The 22,412-nt window shown below is 65.6% G+C and carries 22 protein-coding genes; 13 read left to right on the forward strand and 9 right to left on the reverse strand.

Translation table 11 applies throughout. The annotated features are described in order from the left end of the window. Window positions 1-31: 31 nt before the first annotated feature. The 6 genes from AC1RLZ_RS21455 to AC1RLZ_RS21480 all read left to right on the forward strand — a co-directional run bounded on the left by AC1RLZ_RS21455 (window position 32) and on the right by AC1RLZ_RS21480 (window position 5,732). Entirely contained in the window at window positions 32-358 is a 327-nt protein-coding gene (locus AC1RLZ_RS21455; RefSeq protein ID WP_371425680.1) for a hypothetical protein, read from the forward strand. After that, window positions 358-933, forward strand: a complete 576-nt coding sequence (locus tag AC1RLZ_RS21460; protein ID WP_371425678.1) for a hypothetical protein — start codon at window positions 358-360, stop codon at window positions 931-933. The genes AC1RLZ_RS21455 and AC1RLZ_RS21460 overlap by 1 nt, the downstream gene beginning before the upstream one ends. 168 nt (window positions 934-1,101) lie before the next feature. After that, window positions 1,102-1,644 (forward strand): hypothetical protein, encoded by a 543-nt coding sequence (locus AC1RLZ_RS21465; protein ID WP_371425676.1) that lies wholly within the window; start codon window positions 1,102-1,104, stop codon window positions 1,642-1,644. Between the two features lie 8 nt (window positions 1,645-1,652). Then, the gene (locus AC1RLZ_RS21470) at window positions 1,653-2,414 is read left to right on the forward strand and encodes a metallophosphoesterase (RefSeq protein ID WP_371425674.1); all 762 of its coding nucleotides are present in this window, start codon (window positions 1,653-1,655) and stop codon (window positions 2,412-2,414) included. A 201-nt stretch (window positions 2,415-2,615) separates the two neighbouring features. Continuing rightward, the gene (locus AC1RLZ_RS21475) at window positions 2,616-5,033 is read left to right on the forward strand and encodes an AAA family ATPase (RefSeq protein WP_371425672.1); all 2,418 of its coding nucleotides are present in this window, start codon (window positions 2,616-2,618) and stop codon (window positions 5,031-5,033) included. Window positions 5,034-5,450: 417 nt separating this feature from the next. Beyond that, the gene (locus AC1RLZ_RS21480; protein WP_371425670.1) at window positions 5,451-5,732 is read left to right on the forward strand and encodes a hypothetical protein; all 282 of its coding nucleotides are present in this window, start codon (window positions 5,451-5,453) and stop codon (window positions 5,730-5,732) included. 828 nt (window positions 5,733-6,560) lie between these two features. Here the strand turns inward: AC1RLZ_RS21480 and AC1RLZ_RS21485 are convergent. From AC1RLZ_RS21485 to AC1RLZ_RS21500, 4 genes are all read right to left on the reverse strand, one after another. Further along, window positions 6,561-7,667 carry a site-specific integrase gene (locus AC1RLZ_RS21485; protein ID WP_371425669.1) on the reverse strand — a complete coding sequence of 369 codons (1,107 nt, stop codon included), beginning with the start codon at window positions 7,665-7,667 and terminating at the stop codon, window positions 6,561-6,563. Continuing rightward, window positions 7,664-9,397, reverse strand: coding sequence for a hypothetical protein (locus tag AC1RLZ_RS21490; RefSeq protein ID WP_371425667.1), 1,734 nt, complete (start codon window positions 9,395-9,397; stop codon window positions 7,664-7,666). The genes AC1RLZ_RS21485 and AC1RLZ_RS21490 overlap by 4 nt, the downstream gene beginning before the upstream one ends. A gap of 81 nt (window positions 9,398-9,478) precedes the next feature. Beyond that, on the reverse strand, window positions 9,479-10,147 hold the full coding sequence (locus AC1RLZ_RS21495; protein ID WP_371425665.1) for a hypothetical protein: 669 nt from the start codon (window positions 10,145-10,147) through the stop codon (window positions 9,479-9,481). Next, window positions 10,144-10,542, reverse strand: coding sequence for a hypothetical protein (locus AC1RLZ_RS21500; protein WP_371425663.1), 399 nt, complete (start codon window positions 10,540-10,542; stop codon window positions 10,144-10,146). Before AC1RLZ_RS21500 ends, AC1RLZ_RS21495 begins: the two co-directional genes overlap by 4 nt. A gap of 93 nt (window positions 10,543-10,635) precedes the next feature. Here AC1RLZ_RS21500 and AC1RLZ_RS21505 point away from each other — a divergent pair, with 93 nt between their 5' ends. The 3 genes from AC1RLZ_RS21505 to AC1RLZ_RS21515 are packed head-to-tail and all read left to right on the forward strand — an operon-like array spanning window position 10,636 to window position 12,371. Further along, a complete protein-coding gene (locus tag AC1RLZ_RS21505; protein WP_371425661.1) occupies window positions 10,636-11,580 on the forward strand; it encodes a hypothetical protein in 945 nt (314 codons plus the stop codon). A 6-nt stretch (window positions 11,581-11,586) separates the two neighbouring features. Beyond that, entirely contained in the window at window positions 11,587-12,183 is a 597-nt protein-coding gene (locus AC1RLZ_RS21510; RefSeq protein ID WP_371425659.1) for a hypothetical protein, read from the forward strand. Between the two features lie 2 nt (window positions 12,184-12,185). Continuing rightward, window positions 12,186-12,371, forward strand: coding sequence for a hypothetical protein (locus AC1RLZ_RS21515; protein ID WP_371425657.1), 186 nt, complete (start codon window positions 12,186-12,188; stop codon window positions 12,369-12,371). A gap of 24 nt (window positions 12,372-12,395) precedes the next feature. Here AC1RLZ_RS21515 and AC1RLZ_RS21520 read toward each other — a convergent pair whose 3' ends face one another. From AC1RLZ_RS21520 to AC1RLZ_RS21530, 3 genes are read right to left on the reverse strand one after another with little or no spacing between them, the layout of a single operon-like run. After that, a complete protein-coding gene (locus AC1RLZ_RS21520) occupies window positions 12,396-15,590 on the reverse strand; it encodes an efflux RND transporter permease subunit (protein WP_371425655.1) in 3,195 nt (1,064 codons plus the stop codon). Beyond that, window positions 15,590-16,801 carry an efflux RND transporter periplasmic adaptor subunit gene (locus tag AC1RLZ_RS21525; RefSeq protein ID WP_493190262.1) on the reverse strand — a complete coding sequence of 404 codons (1,212 nt, stop codon included), beginning with the start codon at window positions 16,799-16,801 and terminating at the stop codon, window positions 15,590-15,592. Before AC1RLZ_RS21525 ends, AC1RLZ_RS21520 begins: the two co-directional genes overlap by 1 nt. Before the next feature lie 21 nt (window positions 16,802-16,822). Continuing rightward, window positions 16,823-17,101: a metal-sensing transcriptional repressor gene (locus tag AC1RLZ_RS21530; RefSeq protein WP_371425651.1), complete on the reverse strand. Its 279-nt coding sequence runs from the start codon at window positions 17,099-17,101 to the stop codon at window positions 16,823-16,825. 223 nt (window positions 17,102-17,324) lie between these two features. On the opposite strand from AC1RLZ_RS21530, the gene AC1RLZ_RS21535 reads away from it, so the two are divergent. Beyond that, complete coding sequence (locus AC1RLZ_RS21535) at window positions 17,325-18,647, forward strand: MFS transporter (RefSeq protein ID WP_371425649.1); 1,323 nt, start codon at window positions 17,325-17,327, stop codon at window positions 18,645-18,647. Window positions 18,648-18,765: 118 nt separating this feature from the next. Here the strand turns inward: AC1RLZ_RS21535 and AC1RLZ_RS21540 are convergent, their stop codons facing one another. Together AC1RLZ_RS21540 and AC1RLZ_RS21545 are read right to left on the reverse strand one after the other, a co-directional pair. After that, window positions 18,766-18,966, reverse strand: coding sequence for a DUF1289 domain-containing protein (locus tag AC1RLZ_RS21540; RefSeq protein WP_371425647.1), 201 nt, complete (start codon window positions 18,964-18,966; stop codon window positions 18,766-18,768). Continuing rightward, window positions 18,963-20,978, reverse strand: a complete 2,016-nt coding sequence (locus tag AC1RLZ_RS21545; RefSeq protein WP_371425645.1) for a heavy metal translocating P-type ATPase — start codon at window positions 20,976-20,978, stop codon at window positions 18,963-18,965. The genes AC1RLZ_RS21540 and AC1RLZ_RS21545 overlap by 4 nt, the downstream gene beginning before the upstream one ends. A 137-nt stretch (window positions 20,979-21,115) precedes the next feature. Here AC1RLZ_RS21545 and AC1RLZ_RS21550 point away from each other — a divergent pair, with 137 nt between their 5' ends. The 3 genes from AC1RLZ_RS21550 (at window position 21,116) to AC1RLZ_RS21560 (ending at window position 22,370) form a co-directional block, all read left to right on the forward strand. Continuing rightward, on the forward strand, window positions 21,116-21,391 hold the full coding sequence (locus tag AC1RLZ_RS21550; RefSeq protein WP_371425643.1) for a metal/formaldehyde-sensitive transcriptional repressor: 276 nt from the start codon (window positions 21,116-21,118) through the stop codon (window positions 21,389-21,391). A 314-nt stretch (window positions 21,392-21,705) separates the two neighbouring features. Further along, complete coding sequence (locus AC1RLZ_RS21555) at window positions 21,706-21,990, forward strand: CopG family ribbon-helix-helix protein (protein WP_371425641.1); 285 nt, start codon at window positions 21,706-21,708, stop codon at window positions 21,988-21,990. Then, window positions 21,987-22,370 carry a type II toxin-antitoxin system RelE/ParE family toxin gene (locus AC1RLZ_RS21560; protein WP_371425639.1) on the forward strand — a complete coding sequence of 128 codons (384 nt, stop codon included), beginning with the start codon at window positions 21,987-21,989 and terminating at the stop codon, window positions 22,368-22,370. The genes AC1RLZ_RS21555 and AC1RLZ_RS21560 overlap by 4 nt, the downstream gene beginning before the upstream one ends. Window positions 22,371-22,412 lie beyond the last annotated feature (42 nt).

Genomic DNA, 22,412 nt, shown 5'->3' on the forward strand with positions numbered 1-22,412 from the left:
ATGGTGTTCCCAACGAAAAGGGAGCGGGCCGATGACCTACACCGACTACATTCAATCCAACGCATGGCGCACCAATCCGGCCAGGCTTCGCGAATTCGAAGCGGCTCGCTTCGAATGCCGCCTGTGCCCGGCGACCGCAGCCGACGGTGCTACGCTGGAGTCTCACCATCGCGTCTACGACCGCTTCGGATGCGAAATCGATGGCGACCTGACGTCGCTCTGCTCGGCCTGCCACCGCGAGGTGACGTCCTTCCTCCGCGCCCGTCGCTACGCCCTGACGACGCCGCTGCGCGCCGACGTGAAGTCCGTTCGCGTCGACTCCCCGCTGATCGATCCGACCCGCGCGGAGATGGTGTGATGGCCGCCGAGAAGATCACCATGCGTCTGACCGGCACGCGGCCGCTCCTGATGCACAGTTCGCGATTGGCAGATCCGCTGGATCCCATCCGCGCGCGCCTGACGAAGATCACGTCCAAACGCAGCAAGACGACCGCGGACCACCTCGAGATCTCGCGCATCGAGTGGCACGGGGGGCTCTGGACCCACGAAGGCCTTCTCTGCATCCCGCAGGAGGCGCTCATGAGTTCCTTCAAGACCGCCGCGAAGGCGCGTTCCCGCGGTCAGGAAGCGACGGCCGGCATCCAGATCGACCGGCCCGCGCTGCTGGAATTCGACGGACCGCGCGATCTGGACCAACTCGGCGCCGACGAGCGCTTCGTGTTCCGCACCACCGTGCGCGTCGGACGCGCCCGGACCATCCGGACGCGTGCCCGCTTCGATAGCTGGGCCGTCGAATTCGACGTCATGTTCCTCCCCACCCTCCTGAACAGGGCGGAGGTGATCGACACCTTCATGACGGCCGGGTTCACGCGCGGGCTCGGCGACTGGAGGCCGACCTTCGGCACCTATCTCGCCGAGGAGCGCAAGGAATGAAATTCGCAGCTCGGCGGGGCGTGGCCCGGCGAGGCAGGGCATGGCCCGGCTTGGCGAGGCACGGGGAGCGCCTCTGAGGAGGCGCTCCCTTCCACCCAAAACTCTGAACTGAACCTCGGCCCGATGGGGCTGCAACGCGCCCTTCGGTGCGAACGGGAGAGCCATGTCATGCGTACGGAAGACAAGAAGAAGCCTCGCCGCGATGCCGGTCGCGCCCTCGAATTCTCGAGGCCGAAATCGATCGCCGCCCACCTGTTCGGCGAGACCGCGGCCGACTGGGAGCACGCGCACCTGCTGTGGCGCTCCGTGCCGGCGCACCGCTTCCACCGCGACCACCGCGCGGCCGTGAGCGAGTGCATGCGCCGAACGTCGTCGACCATGGACGTCTGGCGCCTGGCGATCGCCGGCGATGCCGCCAGCGCGATCGGCTTGGCGCTTAGCATGACCATCCCCGAGCAGGTCACGATCCGCACCGACCTTACGATGACGGTGCTCCTGCACAACGTGCTGCGCGGAAGCGCCGGCGCCGCGCTGGTGATGTCCAACCTCATCCGGCGGATGCCCATCGACAGGGTCGACCGTCGCCGCTTCGCCACGTCCTGGCTGGCGCACAATTTCCGCGAGGCCTGGCCGGAGCTCGACGAACGCGTCCGCCTCATGAAGGCCAGCACCGCGCACCGTCACGGCGACGCCGGGGAGGACCTGACGTGAGGGTGCAGATGATGTCGGACCTCCACATCGAGTTCTACGGCTCCGCGGCGATGCCGCGCGCGGTTGACGGCGCCGACTTCGTGATCGTCGCCGGCGACACCTGCCAAGGCCTTTCCCGCGCCGTCGAGACGCTGCGCGACGCCTTTCCCCGCACCGAAGTGGTCACCGTGGCTGGCAACCACGAATATTACGGGACCGAGCTGCCGGTCGAACTGGAGGCAGGACGCGAGCGCGCCCGCCAGTTGGGAGTGCACCTGCTTTCCGACGACGCCGTCACCATCGGCAAGGCGCGCGTCGTGGGCGCCACGCTCTGGACAGACTACTGCCTATTCGGTCCCGCTCTACGTGAGGCTGCGATGCGCAGCGCGCGCGACGGCATGATGGACCACAGGCGTATCCGCTGGCGCAAAGATCCATGGCAGCGTTTCCGGCCGCAGGAAGCGGCGGCGCTGCATCTGCGGTCCCGCAATTTCCTGGAGGCCGAACTTGCGAAGGTCCATCCGGGGCCGGTCATCGTGGCATCCCATCACGGCATGACGCTCGAAGCCGTTTCGCCGGTGAATCAGCGGTCCCTTCTGAGCGCCGCATATGCCTCGGAGCTGTTGCCGCTTGTCGACCGTCACCGTCCGGCAGCCTGGGTTTCGGGACACACCCATCACCCGATGCGGCTGCGGCGCAACGCGACCAGGTTGGTCAGCAATCCGCGCGGATACCCGGGCGAGTGCAGCTCGTTCGACCCCGCATTCGTCATGGAGATCGCCGATGACTGACTTCACGAACCGCCTCGCCATACTCCTCTCGTTCCAGGTGCATCCGCCCTAGCGGGCCAGCACCGACGACGTGAACGCCACCACCACCGCCACCATGGAGAGACCGATGCCCCGACCCACGAAGCCCTCCGCCATAGCCTCCTACCCGCAGGTGCATCCGCCCTAGCGGGCCTTCCACACCATCACGCAGGACAGACCGAGATGACCAGGCTGAAAAACATCGGAAGACGGAAGAAGACCAAGGATGCGGCGGCAGGCCGCCGCACGAAGGCGACCCCGGGCACGGCCGTGACCACCGCCGACCCGATGCCGGCGATGGGCCCGCTCGAGGAAGCGGTCCATCGCCGCGACGCCGCGGCCTGTGCCGTCTACCGCAAGAAGATGGCCGCCGCCGCGGCGCGCCGTCTCGGCACGACCGACATCGAGGAGCTCGATGCCCGGCCGACCAAGAGCAAATCGATGGGCAAGAAGGCCGGCGCGCGGGATCCCCTCGCGGCGCTGCGAAGACCCCCCGCCGAAGACGACGACTTTCCGGATTCACCGCGCGGGCAGAAGATCGAGGCAGTGGCAGCCGTCGACGTCGCCGCGCGTCTCATGTTCGCCCGGCAGATCGACGCGCACCCGGGGCTCGCGGAATCCATCCGGAACGGTTCTCCCGTCGTGACGGTCGACGTCGCCGATAGCGACATCCTCGACCGGATCGGGCGCAAGTGGAGCGACGTCGTCCTGCCGGGGTCGGCGCGTTGCGTGAAGATCTCTGGCGCCGGCGGGCTGCGCCACGGCGAATGCGACGCCATCTATCTGGTCGCCAAGGAGCCCGTCAAGGCGAAGGATGCCGACGGCCACCGGCGCATCGTGCTCGAGGCGATGTCGCTGGCGGTGCCGGTGTTCGTGTTCTCCCCGCGCGCCGCCTCCTATCTGCCCTCTGGCCTTGGACTGGCTTTCGCGGAGAAGGTCGTGATTCCGCCCCTCGACGCGGCCACCATCGTGCGCACCATCGAGGCCGTGACGGGCCGGACGTGCCGGACGGCGCTCGACGACGCCACCGTTTCCGCGACGGACCCGGCCTCTCTTTCGCTCGCCGTCCGGTTCGACCGGTCGCCTTCGGACTGCGTCGCACGCCTGCGCCGGCTCGCCGCGGACAAATCGGTCAAACGGGACTCGCGCGATCTGTCCCTCGACGAGCTCCACGGCATGGACTCCGCGGTAAGTTGGGCGCGTTCGGCCATCGCGGATCTGAATTCTTGGAGGCGCGGAGACGTAGGAATTTGGTCCGCGGTCTCGTCGAAGGTGTTGTTGAACGGACCGCCGGGCACCGGAAAGACGACCTTCGCGTTGGTATTCGCCCGCGCCGCCGGCCTTCCGATCGTCACCGCCTCTCTAGCCGGCTGGCAATCCCAAGGGCATCTCGGAGACCTACTAAAGGCGATGCGGCAAGACTTCCAGAAAGCGAGGGATTTGGCGAACACATCTCAAGGTGGCGGCTCCGGTTCCGGCTGCGTGCTGTTCATTGACGAGGTCGATACGTTTCCTGATAGGAATAAAATCCGACACGATCACGCCGACTACGTCATCGAGGTGGTGTCGGGTCTGTTGGAACTAATCGACGGTCTTGCAGGAAACGAGAAGATCTTCTTCGTCGCGGCCTGCAACGACGTCCGCCGCTGCGATCCGGCGCTGGTCCGCCCCGGCCGCTTCAACCCCGTGATCGAGATCGGTTTGCCGGGCCTCGCGGACCTGGAAAAGATGTTCAGGGTTCGCCTGGGTCCGGACCTGGTCGACGCCGACCTCCGCGAAGTCTGCGAGCGCGCGCTCGGCGGCTCCGGTGCCGAAGTGGAGCGCATCGTCAACGACGGCCGGCGGCTCGCCAGGCACGACGGCGCCCGGCCGCTGGCCATGCAGGATCTCCTGACGATCGTGAAGGGCGAAGACAACCGGCCGGAGGCGCTGCGCCGGCGCACGGCTATCCATGAATCCGGGCACATTATCATCGACGTCCTGTTCAACGGCGCCGCCGGGATCCACGCCACCATCTCGCCCTCGCGCGGTGTCGGCGGGCGGGTGGTCCGAACCGAATCGAAGGAGACCGCCGGCACCTACGACGACTATTCGCGCCGCATCCAGGTCCTGCTGGCGGGACGGACGGCGGAGATCCTCATGTGCGGAAATTGCGGCCACGGATCCGGCGGCGTCGCCGGCTCCGACATGGAAATCGCAGGCAGCATGGCGGCCGCAATGGCGGGCTCGGTCGGTCTCGCCGGGACGCGACCGCTGCTGTTCCTCGCCGCCCGCGAGAACACTCCGGAGCTGCTCTCCTATCCCGAGGTCCGCCTGGCGGCCAACGAGGAGCTGACCAAGGCGGCCGACTCCTGCAGAGCGCTCCTGCAGCGGCACCGGGGCGCGCTGGAGGCGGTGACGGAGGTCCTTCTGGCAGAGGGACGGATCGACGGCCATGCAGTCGCGATGCTCATGGCGGAGTCCAACCGACCGGGTGGTATTCCAAGAAAGCCGCTGGCGGATCGCCGGACCTCGTCCGCGCCCGGCGCATCCCCGAAGAGCGGCACGACACCCGTGTCCGGAGAAGGCCGGCTTCCGCCGCATGGGGAGAACGTGCCGTGACGGAGGGTGTGGGACAAGGATCCGACCTGCAACTGCGGCCCGACAGAGACCATGGCTCTCACGCGCGGAAGAGCGCGATCGTCGTCGGAGCAACCGGCGTTGTCGCCTCATGCGGACCCGCGATCGTCGGGTCGGGCCGGCTCGACCGCATGTTCCGCATCGACTTGCCGTCACCGCCGGAAGGTGGAGAAGGGGCGGCGACGGAATCGTTGACGTCGACACGTGTTGTTGCCCTTCCGTTGCCGGCGGCGGCTTTTGTCGTGCCATCCGTGCCGGGCCCGCGGCTTACCTGTCTCCTAGCAGGACTCTCCTCGGTTCCGACCTTCCGGCATAGGACCTAATGACATGGGCACGCCTCCTAGGCTCGACAGGGTGAAGGCTAGGCCATCTCCCCAAATGTGGCAGGAAGATGAACTTATGTCGCTGGCCGAGGCTGCCGCGCTCTACTGGCCTGATGGATTTTTAACCGAGACGTCATTGCGGACGGCGGCGCGCGATGGGCGCCTCCCTATTTCCCAAATCGCTGGTAAATTTTTTGTTACTAGATTGGCTCTCCGCAGCCTGACCGTCTGCGAGCCGCTGCATGGCGCGGTGCCGACATCGATGGCGCCCGCGCCGCCGGCGGGGAAAAAGTATCTGGCGGACCTCGCCGACATCGCCGCCATGCGACGCCGAGCGGGCATCGACGGGAGCCGTTGAGCTCCACGCATCATTTCCGACCCGTTCTCCGGAAAGCGCCATCCTGCCGACCGTGAGGCTGGCACCGCCGGCCTCGGGTCGGCGCGCAGGCGTGTCCGTCGCTGGCGTCGGTGGCCGTTCAGATGCGGCCACGCCGCGGGTCCGGAAGGCCTGTGTCTTGTCGTGCATCGCGCGCCGGCCACCCGGACGACCGTGGTGGCCGGTCGTCGTACTCTTCGGCAGCCATCTGTGAAGATATCTTGGGTTTTCGGAAAAGCGTCGACGGCTGTTGCGGTGACGGAGGCGCTTTTCGGGAAGGGTCTCGACCGGTGCCGTTCGACGACCGGCCGTTGTTCCGGTCTTCGCCTGACGACCATGATCGACCGATCGGACCGGACCGCAGTCGATCCCGTCCGATAAGGAAGACCGCTCGATTCGGGCCTTCACTTTCGGCGGATGAATAACAATAAAATACTTTAATATCAATAACTTACTAGAAAAAAGAAGTTTCGGACTCAGGAACTGGTTTGACCCTTTTAAGCCTTTTTTCGCCATCATGATACCGCTTTCGACCGGTCCGATGTCGTCCGATCCTGTCCGACGTCTTTATTTCGCGTCCGATTTCTTCACTCGGATCGACGGTTTCGCCACTCGTCTATGTAAAAATTTTTAAATGTGGCCGCTTTGTGGCAAAGGAAAATGACGCAATGCGCTGGCGCCGCCCGCCATCCGTACGTCCCGCGGCCCGCGGCCGCCCGCATGGGGCGACCGCACGTTTTCTGGACTGGGAAGAGAACGACCTTTGCCGGGCGCGTGATCACCGCCATCGGTCGGTGGCGGCGCCGGTCGTTACGGGTGGGGAGCGGGGGCGGCGGCGGCCGGCTTCGACCGCTTCCTCGGCTTCAGCACGTCGGCGATCGTAAGGATGTTCATGAGGCGGATGAAGCTGAGGTTGCAGTCGTGGTCGGCCGTCAGGCGTTTGTGGAACTGAGCCGGCTTCTCGCCGCGGCGGCGTTCGAGATACATCTGCGGCGCCTCGGCGATCCAGCGGCGCTCCTCCTCGAGGTCGGCCTCCATCCTCGCCTTGCTCTTTTGGATCCAGCTTTCGACGGTGCGGGCAGCACAACTGAAAAGGTAGGCGATGTCCTGGATCCTGATCAGGCCGGCCTTCCGCAACTCGGCGATGTGGTCGAAGTAGGCGGCCTTCAGTTCGAGGCGGAGGGTCTTCTTGCCCAGGCGCGGCCATGCGGTCCGGTGCAGGGCGATGCAGACCGGGTCGGTCAGCACCACCGGCGAGAAGACCTTCGGCACCCGGTCCTGCGACCTGAAGATGGCCTGAGTCTCGGCCGCCAGCGCCGTTCCTTCGGCGCCGAGAAACTGTGCGGCGGCGCCGGCGAACGGGTGATTGTCGTCCAGCACGCCGCGAAGACGGTCTTCGTCGGCGGCGGCGTCGACCACCTCCTGTTTCGTGACCTCCGAATCGACGGCGCGGTTGCGCCATCCCGACAGCGCGACCACGGCTGCGCGGTCGTCGTCCTCGTTGTCGAAGCAACGGTCGAAATACTGGAGGCATCTGCGCGGCAACACCGTGCCGGGGATGCCGCATTGCCGTCCCAGCGCCTCGAAGACCCGATCGACGTCCGTATGGAAGAGTTGGTTGCCCTCGCCGTTGACGAACAACCACGGACCGGCGTTTTCGGGGCGGAGGGGGAGGTACCGCCTCACGATCTCCCGTGCGATGGGGAGGAGGATGGGCGTCCGCTGTCCGGTCCGAGTGGGCACGGAGATCTGCCCGGTCTCCCAGTCGTCGAGCAGGATGTTCCTGGCGGCGACCGGACCTATCCGGGCGGTCGCCGCCAGAACGACGATCGAGGCACCCATCGCCCCGAAGTGTCTCCCGACGATCCCGGCCCAGGTTTCCCGCTGGAGGAAGAAGACCACGTCGCCCGTCGTCACGCGGGGATCACGGAGGAGCGGTGCCGGGCGGGGCTGCGAGTTGTCGCGGCGGGGACGGTGACGGTTTCTCGGCATGGCGCGGTATCCTCCAGCAGGCGGGCATCGGGGATGGGGCAGCTTCCGAGTCTGTTGTGCGGGTCCAGAAGCTGGGACAAGGTGATCGTGGCGGGCTCCGGCGGCGGCGGCCTGATGCCGAACGTCGCCTCCGCCTGCTTGAGCTTACGGTAGCGCTTCTCCAGGACCCGCTCGGTGGTCCCGAACCAGAACGAGATCTGGGCGAGGCTGAAACCGGCGTCGTGGAATGCCGTGACGCCTCCCGCCTTCAGCTTGTGTCCGGTCGTCTCGATGCCGACCTTCTCGAACACCTCGGTGACCAGCGTCTGGACCGTTTTGAGGGGCATCGGGTTGCCCATCCCGTCGTGGACTACGAAGAAGCCGTCCTCGGGGATCTCCTCCGGACGAGCGTTCTTACGGCGGCGGCGGGGCCGGATCTTCCATTTGCCGTCGAGGCGCTGCTGTTCGTCGTGCGTATGCCAGGCGCTGAAGATGCTCAGAAGCAGCGGAATGAGCTGGGAGGCTTCCCGGGGTTTCGCGCGATGCCGCTTGCTCTTTCGCCCGTTGCGATTGATCCAGCCGCGATCGAGGTCGATCCAGCCGCGAAAGTTCATCGGGTGGAAGCCGAGCTTGAGGATCGTCTTGAACCGCGTTCCGGTTAGGAAGTAGATGATCAGGAAGCGGATCAGAGGCAGGTACTTCGCGTATTCCTCCAACGGCCGTCGGGCGAGCACCTCCTGCCATTTTCCGTCGCGGAAGTTGCTCTCTGTGACGTATCCGGTGCCGCTCCAGATGTACCCTAGGCAGAACATGATGGCCCGCCGGATCTCCTCCCATGACACGCAGATCGGGTCGCCCACTTCGACGACCGGCTTGTCGAACTCGATCCGGATCGGCGGCTGGTATTCCCGGATGAACCAGGTCAGCGAGACGTTGAACAGCGATAGATGGGCATCGACGCTGCTGTCCTGCGGCACGGCGATTGTCTTGCCTTCGTCGTCGACGCCGCCGCGCTTCTTCGGTCTGGCCTGGACATGGGTCTTGTAGTTTTTGCCGGTGTTCTTGTTGATCTGCCCGAGTGTCCCGTCCTGGAAATATTCGATCAACTGCGCGCTGAAGTTGGTCGCGTTGACGAAGCCGGTCCACGGGCTGGTCTCGCCTCCCAGCCGGGCCTCGAATTCGCGCAGCTCCTGCGCTTCGGGACTGATATTTTTCGGGTCCCGCAATTTGACGTACATCTTGAGCACGGTCGCGATCCGGATGTCCTGAGGCGCCGTGGCGGCTTGTCGGCGGAAGCGGCGGTCTTCAGCGTACTCGTCGATCTTCTTCGACGCTGCCGGCGGCCAGTTCTCTTGGTCCTCCAGCATTTCGGTGGTCAGCTTGCCTGCATCCAATTCCGTGCTTTTCTCGACGCGGCGGGGCAGGTTGTGCCTGATCACGATGACGCGCCTGATCGCGCCGTCCTCCGTGGGATCTTCGCGCACCGCGAGATAGGGCAGCGGCTCCGCAATCACCTTGGCGCGGTTCATCGCCGTCAGCACCTGCAAAGCGGGCAACGCTTCGTCTTCACCGACCGCCAGGATGGCGCGCGCGAGCTCGATCTTGCCCGCTTCGATTTCCCGGAAACCGATCAATGGCAGATGGGCCGTCTTGGGATCCGCGCGCCTACGCGTCATCGGCACGCCCTCCGACCGCGCTGGCGCGCATCGGGAGCATCGGCCGAGATCGTCGGTGCGTTGTGGCGGCGGAGGTTCATCTTATGGCTTGTCCGCGGTATCGTCGGCGCCATCCGCGACGGCACCCATGATCCGGGCCAAGGCGGCCATCGACGGCGGCGAGATCAGGGAACCGCCGACCTTGGGGACCTGCACGAAGTCCCAGTTGCCCTCACCGGGAGGGGCCGGTAGCGGCGTGCTGCAGTACAAGCGCTTCGGTGCATTCGGTCCGCCGTATTCGGTTGTACCGAACAGCACGCTTCCGTTCTCGGTCCAGGTCACCGTCATGAACGGGAAGGTGCGATCGCGACCGTCGTCTGCCGCAGATCGCGAATGGGTGAAGACGTTCGCCAGTTCGTCGCCGAACGTCGCCGCCGGACAGGGCTGGCGCCCATGCTTGCGGCCCCCGGGACGCTGCCCGACCTCGGACTGCAGCTCCATCGCCATGATGCGTGCCGTGACCCGGATCACCGATGCGGGGTAGCGCTGCCGACCGGCCATTCCGGCGATCAGGTATGCCGCATCGCGGGCCACGGCGTGCGTCGCCGCGGCGGTGGCAGACATGCGTCCCGCATCGACCAAGGCATTGGAGACGATGGCGACATCGGCCGCGCTGCGCGCGAGCGCGTCGGCGACGGCGCGGTGGAAGGCAGGGGACCGGTAGGTCGCCGTGCGTTCATCGATCGCGGACATGCTCGCTTTGCCCATCATGACTTCTGGTCCTCGGATCCGGAGTCCTTGCGGCCGACGCTGTCGCCGGCATGCGCTCCGTGATGGAACAGAGTTGCCGCCGACCGGCGGAAACCGTGAGGCGTCGCGCGATCCGCGCACCGGCGGTGCCTGCGGCGTTCGGAGTCGGTTTCATGCGAAGGGGCGTGGCTGCGGACGCGCCGGCCAAGCCTCGAAGTGTCTCCGCGCAACCGCTCAATTGGACGGATTTTCGGGAAACTGATGGGGCCGAACTCTTGGGAAAAAGCGATGGCGGCCCCGTACAGTTTCAACATCTCGCTGAGCTGCAAGAAGGAAGACTCCGACGCGATCGCGCCCCTCTCGCCTTCGGACGGCGCCGTGATGAGGTTTGATTTATGCTGGCTTGGATGCTTCACTAGAGTCTCCTACTGATTTAGCAAATTGAAATTTTGATCTGCTGATTTAGAAGAGAAATCATGTTATATGCTAATTTGTCAATGGAGGATGCGGTGGCACAGGAATCGTCGTTAATTTCCGTTAACGATTTCGTGGACTTACGCCGCGGCTTGTCTGCGGCTAGGGATGGAGGGCAGCCGTGGTTCGTCCTCGGCGAGACGTTTGCGAAGGCTCTGGCCGCGGGTGCGGACGCGGACTTGGCAGGCCTGCGCAAGGCGGCGAGCGAGGCGACGAAGCTTTCGGCGGGCGTCCTTCGCCGCTACGTCGTTCTGCTGGACCGGTTGAGGGCGATCGCAGAAGCGGAAGGCATGCCGCGGGACGCTCTGGTATCGCGGGTATTCAACGCAGCCGAGGTCGCGGCGAGAATCTACGATCTGGATCGCGCCTTGGGAGTGAAATCTTTGACGGAGCTCAAGGCTGGCGAGATCACTCTCGTCCAGCTTCGGGAACGGCTCGGCGTGCTTTCCGCCGCCGCGGAAGCGCGGCAGTCCAAGCCCGTGCGGCCCAGTCCCGAAAGCTCGGCCCGGGGAATGGCGGTCCTGCGGGCTCGGGAGCTGAAGAGGGGTTTCATGCTTCACGCGCTCAACGAGCACGCCGCTCCGATATGGGGCTCCGGGACGACGGTGAAGCGCCGGCCAACCTCGCGCTTCTTCACCTCGGATCAAGGATTCGAAATCCTGACGCCCGACGCCGAGCGTCGTGCTGGCCTGGAGATGTTCATCCTGGACGGGCACGAAGAGTCCGAACTGAGATATCTGGAGGGCGTATTTCCGGCCTATCTCACGCTCGCGACCTTCTATCCGAGGTTCTACTTCCTGTTCTCCCCCTCGACGCCCGATCCGTCGGTCGCTCGCGCGGTCGACTTGCTCGCCCTCTTCGGCGCGAACTCGATCGGCGTCCTGCGGGTCGTCCCCGACGGCCGGGTCGAGACGAGGGTCGAGCCAACGGCCGGACCGCTTCCGGATCGCACGGCCGACTACAAGGTTTTATCGGCATGATTGACGGTGCTGCGGAACTTCGAAACCTTCTTGACGAGTGGCAACAGCTCGAGCGTGGGGGAACCTGAATTGGCAACCCGGTCGCATCCCGATTGGCGTCTCGAGCTCGTCGAATCCTACGCCGACATCTTCCATCCCGTCGGCGCTTCGCTGGCGGCGCCGGGCTTGCCCGCCGTCGACGACGGCTGGCGCGACCTGCTGGAGCGCGCGTGCGCCCGCATCCGCGCGGCCGTCCGCCTGCACGGCGGCTCGTTTCGGGTGATGCAGATCAGCGAGAAGTACGGCACCGTGCGCATCCGCTGGGAGGGATCGTTGTCGCCGGAGGCTGCCGCGCGCGTAGAAGAGGCCGTGGACCTGGCCGAGGCCCGCAGCGCGACGACCTGCGAGGTGTGCGGCGATGCCGGCGTGCTCCGCGCCGGCGATTGGGTCGCGACGCGATGCGACGCGCATGCGGAGCAACGGCCTCCGGCCGAGGGAGAAGTCCCGGACCTTCACGTCGAGCGGAGGCTCGTCGACGGGCGTTGGCACACGCTGTTCCTTCAATACGACCGCGCCGGCGACCGGTTCGTCGAAGCGGATAGTCAGCCCCGCAAGGGAGAGTGAGCATGGCGCGCTTCAGATGCACCGCCTGCGCCGACTCAGGCGAGCACGAATACGACCACCTCGGTCACGCCTGCCCGCTTTGCGGTTCGCCCGACGTGGTATTCGCGATGGCGGTCGAGGACCTGCCGGACGACGTGCTCGAGGCTCTCATGGGGATCGCACCGCCGGGCGGCGAGACCGACGAATGATGCGATGCCCTTTAATCCTACCGGTCAGTGCTTCGCGCCACCGAACCGGCCATAGAGCGCCGGCAGGACGACGAGCGTCAGCAGCGTCGCCGTGATCAGTCCGCCGATGACGACGGTCGCGAGGGGCCGCTGGACCTCCGCACCCGTGCCGGTCGCCAGCGCCATCGGCACGAAGCCGAGCGACGCGACGAGCGCGGTCATGACGACGGGCCGGAAGCGTGTCAGGGCGCCGTCACGCACGGCCTGGTCGACCTGCATTCCGTCGCCGATCAGCTGCCTGATGCGGGTCAGCATGACGAGACCGTTGAGCACCGCGACGCCCGATAGAGCGATGAATCCGACGGCGGCCGAGATGGAGAATGGCATTCCCCGAAGCCACAGCGCGGCGATGCCTCCCGTGAGCGCCAGCGGCACCGCGCTGAAGACAAGGAGGGCATCCCTTAACGACCCGAGCGCACCGAACAGAAGCAGATAGATCAGCGCGAAGCAGCCCGGCACGACCAGCATCAGCCGCTGCCGCGCGACGGCGAAATTCTCGAACTGGCCGCCCCATGCCAGATAGCTTCCCGGCGGCAGCTTCACCTGCTCCGCCACCTTGGCCTGCACCTCGCCAACCAGCGATCCGATGTCGCGGCCCCGCACCTCGGCCGTCGCCACCACGCGCCGCTTGCCGTTCTCGCGGCTGATCTGGTTGACGCCGTCCGTCTGCTCCAACGTCGCGATGGCGCTGAGCGGGACCGATGCCGTCGTGGCGCCGTCGCGGGTGCGAGGCAACGGTACCGGCAGATTTCGGATCGCATCGACGTCGTTGCGGAGCACGTCGTTCAGACGGACGAGGATCTGAAACCGCCGGTCTCCCTCGAAGACGAGGCCGGCGGGTCGGCCGCCGACCGCGGTCTCGATGACGTCCTGGACGTCCGCTAGATTCAGCCCGCGCCGGGCGATCTCCGCCTTGTCGATCCGGATCTCGAGGAACGGCAGGCCGGCGGTCTCTTCGACCTTCACGCTCTCCGCGCCGTCCACCGTCCGGAGCACGTCGGAAATGCGGGCCGCGGCCGTCTGCATCGCGCCGAAGTCGTCGCCGAACACCTTGACCCCGAGATCCTCGCGGACGCCGGCGATCAGTTCGTTGAAGCGCATCTGGATCGGCTGGGAGAAGCCGAGCTTGTTGCCGGGCAGCTTGCCCGCCTCGGCCTCGATCTTCGCGATCAGGTCCTGTTTCGTCATGGAGGGATCCGACCACTCCTTCTGCGGTTTCACGATGATGTAGGTGTCCGACGCATTGGGCGGCATGGGATCGGCGGCGAGATCGGGAGTGCCCGTCCGCGAGAACGTGAACGCCACTTCGGGAATCCTGCTGACGAGCTTCTCGATCTGGAGCTGCATCGCCTGCGATTGCGTGATCGAGGTGCTGGGAATGCGCTTCACCTCCATCACGATGTTCTTCTCGTCCAGCGTCGGGGTGAATTCCTGGCCGAGAGTCGTGAACAGCATCAGCGCACCGGCGAACAGGAGCACCGCCGCGACCCCGACCGGCGCGGGGCGGGCCATGACCCGCGAAAGCAGCGGGACGTAGGCCGATTTCAGGCCATGGACGATGAAGTTCTCCTCCTCGCGCACCGGCTTCGTGATGGTAATCGCGATGGCGGCCGGAACGAAGGTCAGGGACACGACGAACGCCACGGCCAGCGCGATCATGACGGTGAGCGCCATGGGCTCGAAGGTCTTGCCTTCGACGCCCGTGAAGGCGAGAAGCGGTGCGTAGACGAGGATGATGATGGCCTGTCCGTAGACCGTGGGGCGGATCATCTCGATCGTGGAGGCCGAGACGGTCTCCAGTCTTTCCTCCCGGGTCAGCGTCCGCCGAAGCGCGGTCTGACGCTCCGCGAAGTGCCGCAGGCTGTTCTCCGCGATGATCACCGCGCCGTCGACGATGAGGCCGAAATCGAGGGCGCCCAGGCTCATGAGGTTCGCGCTGATGCGCCCGCCCAGCATGCCGGTGGCCGTGATCATCATGGTGATCGGGATGACGCACGCCGTCACCAGTGCGGCCCGGAAGTTGCCCAGCATCAGAAACAGCACGGCCACGACCAGCAAGGCGCCTTCCGCCAGATTGGTCGCCACGGTCCGGATCGTCGCATCGACCAGTTCGGTGCGGTTCAACACGGTCCGCGCCCGGATGCCGGATGGCAGCGTCTTGTTGATCTCGTCTATCTTCGCGGCGGCGGCCGCCGCGACTGTCCTGCTGTTCTCACCGACGAGCATCAGGGCCGTTCCCAGGACGATTTCGCGCCCGTTCGCACTCGCGCTGCCCGTGCGCAATTCGCGACCGATGACCACTTCGGCGACGTCCCGGACGCGCACCGGCACTCCGCCGCGCGTGCTGACGACGATCCGCGCGATGTCGTCGGCATTCTCGACCCGCCCCGCAGCGCGCACTACAAGGCCTTCGCCGTTCTGCTCGATGTAGTTCGCGCCGCGGCTCGCGTTGTTCTTCTCGATGGCGGTGATGATCTGGTCCAGCGTGATGCCCAGCCCTATCAGCTTCTGCGGATCCGGCTGGACTTGGAACTGCTTGACGAAGCCGCCTATGGCGTCCGCGCCGGCGACGCCGCGCACGCTCCTCATCTGCGGTCGGATGATCCAGTCCTGCACGGTGCGCAGGTAGACCGTCCGATTGAAGTCGTTGGCCAGACGCTCACCCTCCGGCGTGAGATAGCTGCCGTCGCTCTGCCATCCCGGCTGGCCGTCGCGCACCGGCGAACTCGCCCCCGGCTTTTCGTACTCCACCGCCCACCAGTAGATCTCGCCGAGGCCCGTCGAGATGGGCCCGAGGCGGACGTCCACGTTGGGCGGCAGAAGCGACCTCGCATCGTTGATGCGCTCGGTCACCATCTGGCGGGCGAAATAGATGTTGGTGCGGTCCGCGAAGACCACGGTGATCTGGGCGAAGCCGTTGCGCGAGAACGATCGCGTTGCTTCCATGCCGGGGATTCCGGCGAGCGCCGTCTCCAGCGCGACCGTCACTTGCTTTTCGATCTCGAGCGGCGTCAGTGCGGGCGCCACCGCGTTCACCTGGACCTGGACGTTGGTGACGTCCGGCACGGCATCGATAGGCAGGCGCGACAGGGACCAGATTCCCGACAGCGTGGCTGCGAGCACCAAAAACAGGACCAGCCAACGTCGGCGGACTGAGAATTCGACGATGCGTTCGATCATCAGTCTTCGTCCGTCGGCTTGGAAAGCTCCGCCTTGAGCGAAAACGAGTTGGAGGTAGCGACCCGCTCGCCGGACTTCAGGCCGGACGCCACCTCGACCGACGCGCCATCGCGCTGGCCGAGTACGACGTCCCGCTTCCGGAAGCCGTCAGCGGTCCGAACGAAGACGGCGTTGCGGCCCGCCACGCTCTGGACGGCAGTCATCGGCACCACCACCGGCACCGCTCGCTCCTCGACGGCGATCGCCGCCGTCACGAACGCGCCGGGCCGCCAGATCCGGTCCGGGTTGTCGATTTCCGCCACGACCCGCGCAGACCGGGTTTCCTTGTCCAGCACCGGATTCACGAACCTGACCTTCGCAGTCCCCACGACGGCATCGCCGGCGATGGAAATGCGGACGGTCTGGCCCTCATGGACGCTCGCGAGATCGTTCGCAGCGACGGTCATCTCGATCCAGACCTTGCCCAGATCCACGATGACGAACAGTTCAGGCGACTGGCTGTCCCGCCCGACGGCAGTACCGATCTCGACCTTGCGCTCGACGACGCGTCCCGCGATCGGCGAACGCACGGCCTGGAGCCGCAACGTACCATCCGGCGCCGTGGGGGTGGCGGCGACCTCGGCTTCGTCGAGACCGAGGGCGAGGAGTTTCTGACGCGCGATGTCGAAACGCATGCGGCTCTGAGCGGCCGCGCTGCGCGATTTGAGATATTGCTGCTCCGGAATGGCGCGTCCCTCGGCAAGTCCCTTGTCGCGGCCCGTCAGCTCCTGCTGGAGGTCGTCGGAAAGTTTCGCAGCCAGATATTCGCTCCTCGCCTCGGCCACCTCCCGGCTTTCGACCATGCCGAGGATTTCGCCGCGCGCCACCTCGTCGCCGATGTTCTTGCGGAGCTCCGAGACCGTGCCGGCCAGCTTGACGGTCACGCGCGCGATGCGATCGGTATCGGGAATGATGGCCCCCGGCACCACCAATCTCTTCGCGACGGTCCCCGGACCGGCGTCGCTCAGCACGATCTCCGCGGCTTGGATACGCTCGTCATCCACAGGGATTTCGCCCTTGTCGGACGCCGATGTCCTGGTTTCGGCCTTCGATGCGACGGGGGCGTCGGTCTTTCCCGTGCTTACCGGAACACGCAGCACCAGCGTCGCGAACGCGACGCCCGCCGCGAATACGACGACGGTGAAGCCGAGCCTGTAGATGTTGAGCGCCATTGGCTGTTCCTGGATCCGGCGTCAGAGGTATCGCGAGATCGACTTGAATTCGGCGAGGGAAACGTCGGTCGGCCGCCCCTTCCCGTTCGTCGCCGCGTCCAGACAGTGATCGATGTGGTCGTGGATCAGGGTGCGCTTGGCCTCTTCTACCGCCTTCTCGACGGCATGAAGCTGCTGCGCAAGATCGACGCAGGACCGTCCCTCATCGAACATCTCGATGACGCGCCGCAGATGCCCTTCGGCGCGCTTCAGCCGCTTGACGATGTCCGGGTGGCTGTCGTGCAGATGCTTTTCGCCCATGATGACAGACCTCCGCGGGAGGCTCCTCTGCGCACGACGCCCACTCGGTCCGGGCGCTCGTCGGTTTGACCTCTATAGGGGGATACCCTATATAGCTTTCATTCGCACGCGGGAACGGCCGAGTCAAAGCAAGTGCGTGCTCTATCGCGTATAGCGACAACACGACGCGGCCCGGCCGGCATAGCTGCGGAGGCCGGAGTCCAAATCAGGATGGATGACGCCAATGCTGCGCGTGTTCGCTAACCGGACGTACCGTCATCTGTTTGCCGCGCAAGTCGTCGCTCTCATCGGCACCGGGCTCGCCACGGTCGCGCTGGGACTGCTGGCCTACGATCTCGCCGGCGCCGAAGCCGGCGCCGTGCTCGGGACCGCGCTGGCCATCAAGATGGTGGCCTATGTCGGCGTGTCGCCGATCGCCGCCGCCTTCGCCGAACGGTTTCCCCGCCGCGGCATGCTCGTCGCACTCGACCTAGTCCGGGCCGTCGTGGCGCTCGCGCTGCCGTTCGTCGACCAGATCTGGCAGGTCTATGTCCTCATCTTTGTTCTGCAGTCCGCCTCGGCTTCCTTCACGCCGACGTTCCAGGCCACGATTCCGGACGTGCTCCCGGAAGAGGGAGACTACACGCGAGCGCTCTCCCTTTCGCGTCTCGCCTACGATCTGGAGAGCGTCGTCAGTCCGATGCTCGCAGCGGCGCTGCTGACCGTGATCGGCTTCCATACGCTGTTCGCTGGCACCGTCGTCGGCTTCCTGGCATCCGCCGCCCTTGTCGTATCCGTCGTACTGCCCAGTCCGAAGCCGACCGAGCGGCGCGGCATCTACGACCGCACCACGCGCGGCATGCGCATCTACCTCGCCACGCCGCGCCTGCGCGGGCTGCTGGCGCTCAACCTCGCCGCGGCCTCCGCGAGCGCGATGGTCATCGTCAACACGGTCGTACTCGTCCAGGCCGGATTCGGCCTCGGGCAGCGGGAGACGGCTTTCGCCCTCGCAGCCTTCGGAGGTGGCTCGATGGTCGCTGCCTTCCTGCTGCCCCGGCTGCTGGACAGCATCTCTGATCGCCGGGCGATGACGACCGGCGCCGTAACGCTCGTCCTTTGCCTCTTTGCCGGCAGCATTCTTCCCAGCTACGCGCTGTTGCTCCCCCTATGGTTCGTCCTGGGTCTCGGATACTCGCTCACCCAGACGCCGTCCGGACGCCTGCTGCGCCGGTCGAGCCAGGCGGAGGACCGGCCGGCGCTGTTCGCGGCTCAGTTCGCCCTTTCCCATGCATGCTGGCTCGTCACCTATCCCGTCGCGGGATGGGTCGGCGCCAAGGCCGGCATGCCGGTCGCCTTCCTGCTCCTCGCGACGATCGCCGCGGCTGCCGTCATCGCCGCCCTCGCTCTCTGGCCGGCCACCGATCCGGAGAAGCTCGCCCACGTCCACGACCAGCTTCCACCCGACCACCCCCACCTAGCCGGCGCGGGACGCTCCGACGCCGGCTACCAGCATGCCCATGCCTTCGTGATCGACAGCCATCACCCCGAATGGCCTCGACCGGGCTAACCGGGCCAAAGCGGTATATGCGTTCCGGACGGGTGCAAGCACCACGAACCCGAGACATCACTTGCTTCGGCGACGCGTGGACCGGGATGTGTCTTCCGTTAAGTGCCTCAGCGCGCCGTCATAGCCGCTCCACGCGCTTTGCCGCGCGTTCCGACAGCTTCGCCTCGCGCCGCCGACGGTCCGACAGGATCTCGCGCCGGCGATGGTCGGTCATCTTCCGCCAGCGACGGATTTCGTCCGTGGTGCGGAAGCAGCCGGTGCACATGTCCCTCCTACGGTCGAACTGGCAGATGTCGACGCACGGCGACGGGGCGCTCACGGGTCGATCCTGCGTGCCGCGGCTCGCTCCTCGGATTTGCGAGGTGCCGGGAGCAGCCGCGCCGAATTCAGGATGAAAGCAAGTTCGGAGGTCACGTGAATGCCCGTCGCGAGGAGCGGGTTGAGGAAGCCGAGGGCGGCCAGCAGGATGCCGAATGCGTCCACGCCGATGGTGCCGACGAAATTCTGCCAGATGATGCCGCGGGTGCGGCGGGCGACCGCGACGGTTTCGACGAACCGGACGAGATCGTTGCCCAACAGCACGACGTCCGCGCTTTCCTGCGCCACGTCGGTACCGGACCCCATGGCGACGCCCACGCTGGCTTCCGCGAGTGCCGGAGCGTCATTGACCCCGTCCCCCACCATGGCGACCGTTCTTCCCGACGAGACGAGAGTGCGAACGAAGGCCAGCTTCTGCTCTGGAAGCATTTCGGCCTTCACTTCGGCGATACAGAGCGTCTGGCCGACGCCGTTCGCCACCGCCGCCGCGTCTCCCGACAGTAGGACCGTCCGGATTCCCATGGCGCGAAGGGCATCGATAGCCCGCTTGGCCTCCGGGCGCACAGTGTCCGCCACCTCGATCCGCCCCAGGAAGCGGCCGTCCTGTGAAACGTAGATCTCCGAGGTCGGGCCATGGCGGGCGGACGCCACAGGCAGAACGATGCCGTTCTCTTCCAGCCACGTGCGGTTTCCCACGAACGTCAGGAGCCCTTTGACGCCGGTCCGGATGCCGCGCCCCGGCGTGTAGGCGAAGTCCAGCGGCTCGACGACGGTCCGTCCCGTCTTCACGGCGTACTCGACGATGGCCTTGCCCAGCGGATGCTCCGAACGCGCCTCGGCGGATGCGGCGGCATCCAGCAGTTCGGTTTCGGTGATGCCGCTCGCCGCATCGAGCCGTTGCACCTCCGGACGCCCGAGGGTGAGCGTGCCCGTCTTGTCGAAAACGACCGTGTCCACCTTGCCGAGCGTCTCCAGATGGACGCCTCCCTTCACGATGGCGCCGAGCCTGGCCGACCGGCCGATGCCGCCCAGGATCGCAAGCGGCGTGCCCGCGGCGATGCCGCAGGCGCCGGCGACGATGACCACCGAGATGGTCGCGTAGGTGTCTCGCGTCAGCAAATAGGTCAGAACGGCTGAGCCGAGAGCGAAATAGACGAGATAGCCGGCAAGCCGGTCCGCAAGCCGCTGCACGGGCGCGCGGGATTTTTCGGCACGCTCGACGGCTTCGATGATCTTTCCGTAGCTGGTGTCGCGGCCGATGCGTTCCGCCACCATTTCCAGGGCTCCGGACTGATTGACGGTACCGGCGAAGACGCGGGCACCCGCGACCTTTTCGGCCGGCATCGACTCCCCGGTGATCCCGGACTCGTCGACGAACGAGTTTCCGGAGACGACCGTGCCGTCCACCGGAATCCGGCCGCCTGGATCGACGAGGACGGCATCGCCGACGGCGAGGGTCTCGGAGGCGACCGTCCGTATCGCGCCGGCGCGCCGCACCGACACGTCCCGCGGCAGGAATTCTAGCAGGTCGCGGATCGCCTTGCGCCCGCGTCCGACCGTCAGCCCTTCCAGCACCTCGGCGACGAGCACGAACAGCGTGATCACCAACGCCGTGAAGAACTCGCCGATCGCCGCGGCGGCGGCGATCGCGATGGTCATGGACAGCTCCATGGTCATGCGGCGCTCGAGCAGGTTCTCGAACGCCTCCTTCAGGATCGGCCATCCGCCGAGGAGCAGACCGGCGACTCCGATCACGCTGACGGCCGGGACAGGCTCCCAGATGCGAAACCACACCGCGACTGCCGCGACCGCCACGACGGCGATCCGGACGATCTCGGGCCATTCGAAGGCGTGGTCGTGATCCTCATGACCATGGTCGTCATGGTCGTGACCCGGACCTTCATGGTCATGTCCATTTTCACGGTTACCGGCCCCGGGCGCCGCCGCCGGCACGGTCGTGCGTGCTTCGGCGGCATCCGCCAAGGTGGACTGCGAATGATGGATCGTCGCCATGTCGTTCTCCGGTGTCGGGCCGCTACAGGTTTGGTGTGTAATATAACCCCCTACCCTATACAAGGTCGTTGGACACCGTTCGAAACATGTGTGCTATCTTCCGGTACGAAGACCTTGGCGAAGTCGAGACGAAGCCGATGCACACGATCAAGAACAAGACCAAACTGATGGCCCGGGTCCGGCGCATCAAAGGCCAGGCGGAAGCCGTTGAGCGGGCGCTGGAAGCCGAGCTCGGCTGCGCCGACATCCTCATGCTCGTCGCCTCAATGCGCGGCGCCATCAACGGCCTGACGGCCGAGGTGATGGAAGATCATATCCGCAACCACATCGTCGATCCGGCCAAGGATCCGAAATCTGGCGGTGCTCAAGGCGCGAGCGAACTGATCGAGGTCCTGCGGACGTACCTCAAATGACGTCGAGCAGCCCCGAGTGCGGGTGGTCACGGCCATCGTGGGTAGCGACTGCATGCAGTTAGAAGGCTGACTGTCGCCTGCGTAATTCACCTTGTGTCTCGAGCAAGAAATGTCTTCGCATCTTTCGTTTCGTTGACCGGGGCTCGGCTTCGTCGTGTCTCCGAGACGGCGAGATCGTTGGGTGATGGGTATTCCGTTGAAATATCAGTACTTTTTAGTCAGCTCCTTAACCTCGTTTTCGAGCTCGGAAAGCCATTCTCGCTATCTGCATCTCAATGGGATACGGTGGGGTTCATTGCATCACAGGAGCGCCGATGTCAGCCCATTCGGAAAAACTACAGATCTCCCTTCGCGTCCCCGCTGCAACAATCGATGCCTACGAAAAGATCGCCAAGACGCTCGAACGCGACAGGACTTGGGTGATGCTGCGCGCCTTGAAACGATATCTGGACGAGGAAGGCGCGGACATTCTTCGGGATGCCGAAAGCATGGCTGCCCTCGACCGAGGTGAAATTTTCGACTTCGATGCCGTAATGGATGAAGCCGATGAGATCATTGCCCGGGCAGAATCGAGACGGCTTGGGACCAGCGAAAGATGACCTCGCAGCGACTCGCAGGGATGTCGGCGGCAGCTCGCGAATGGTTTCTGACGGAAATCCAGAATCTCGTTCTAAAAAGCCCCGCGGCAGCTAAGAAACTTTCTGCGCGGATGAGGGAGGCCCGCCAATTACTGGCCGCCAATCCCCGGATGGCGCAGCCCGGCCTTATTCCCGGAACTCGCCGGTGGATCGTTGCACCATATGTCCTGATACTTCGCGAGCGAAACGGGAGCGTTCAAATCGTCGGGTTGAGGCACTCGGCTCAATCGGACGCCCATAATCCGGAGGAGGCAATGGACTCCGGCGTGGACGATGAGCCGGGCTTCAGCTCAAACGATGAAGTGCACGATCGCGACACCGCGCCGCCTTTCAAACCCTGACGAGAGCCGACGCCCGTTTAGCTCCAATCTCGGTGCACAAAT

Source organism: Tardiphaga sp. GW822-FHT04G09, from assembly GCF_058800725.1.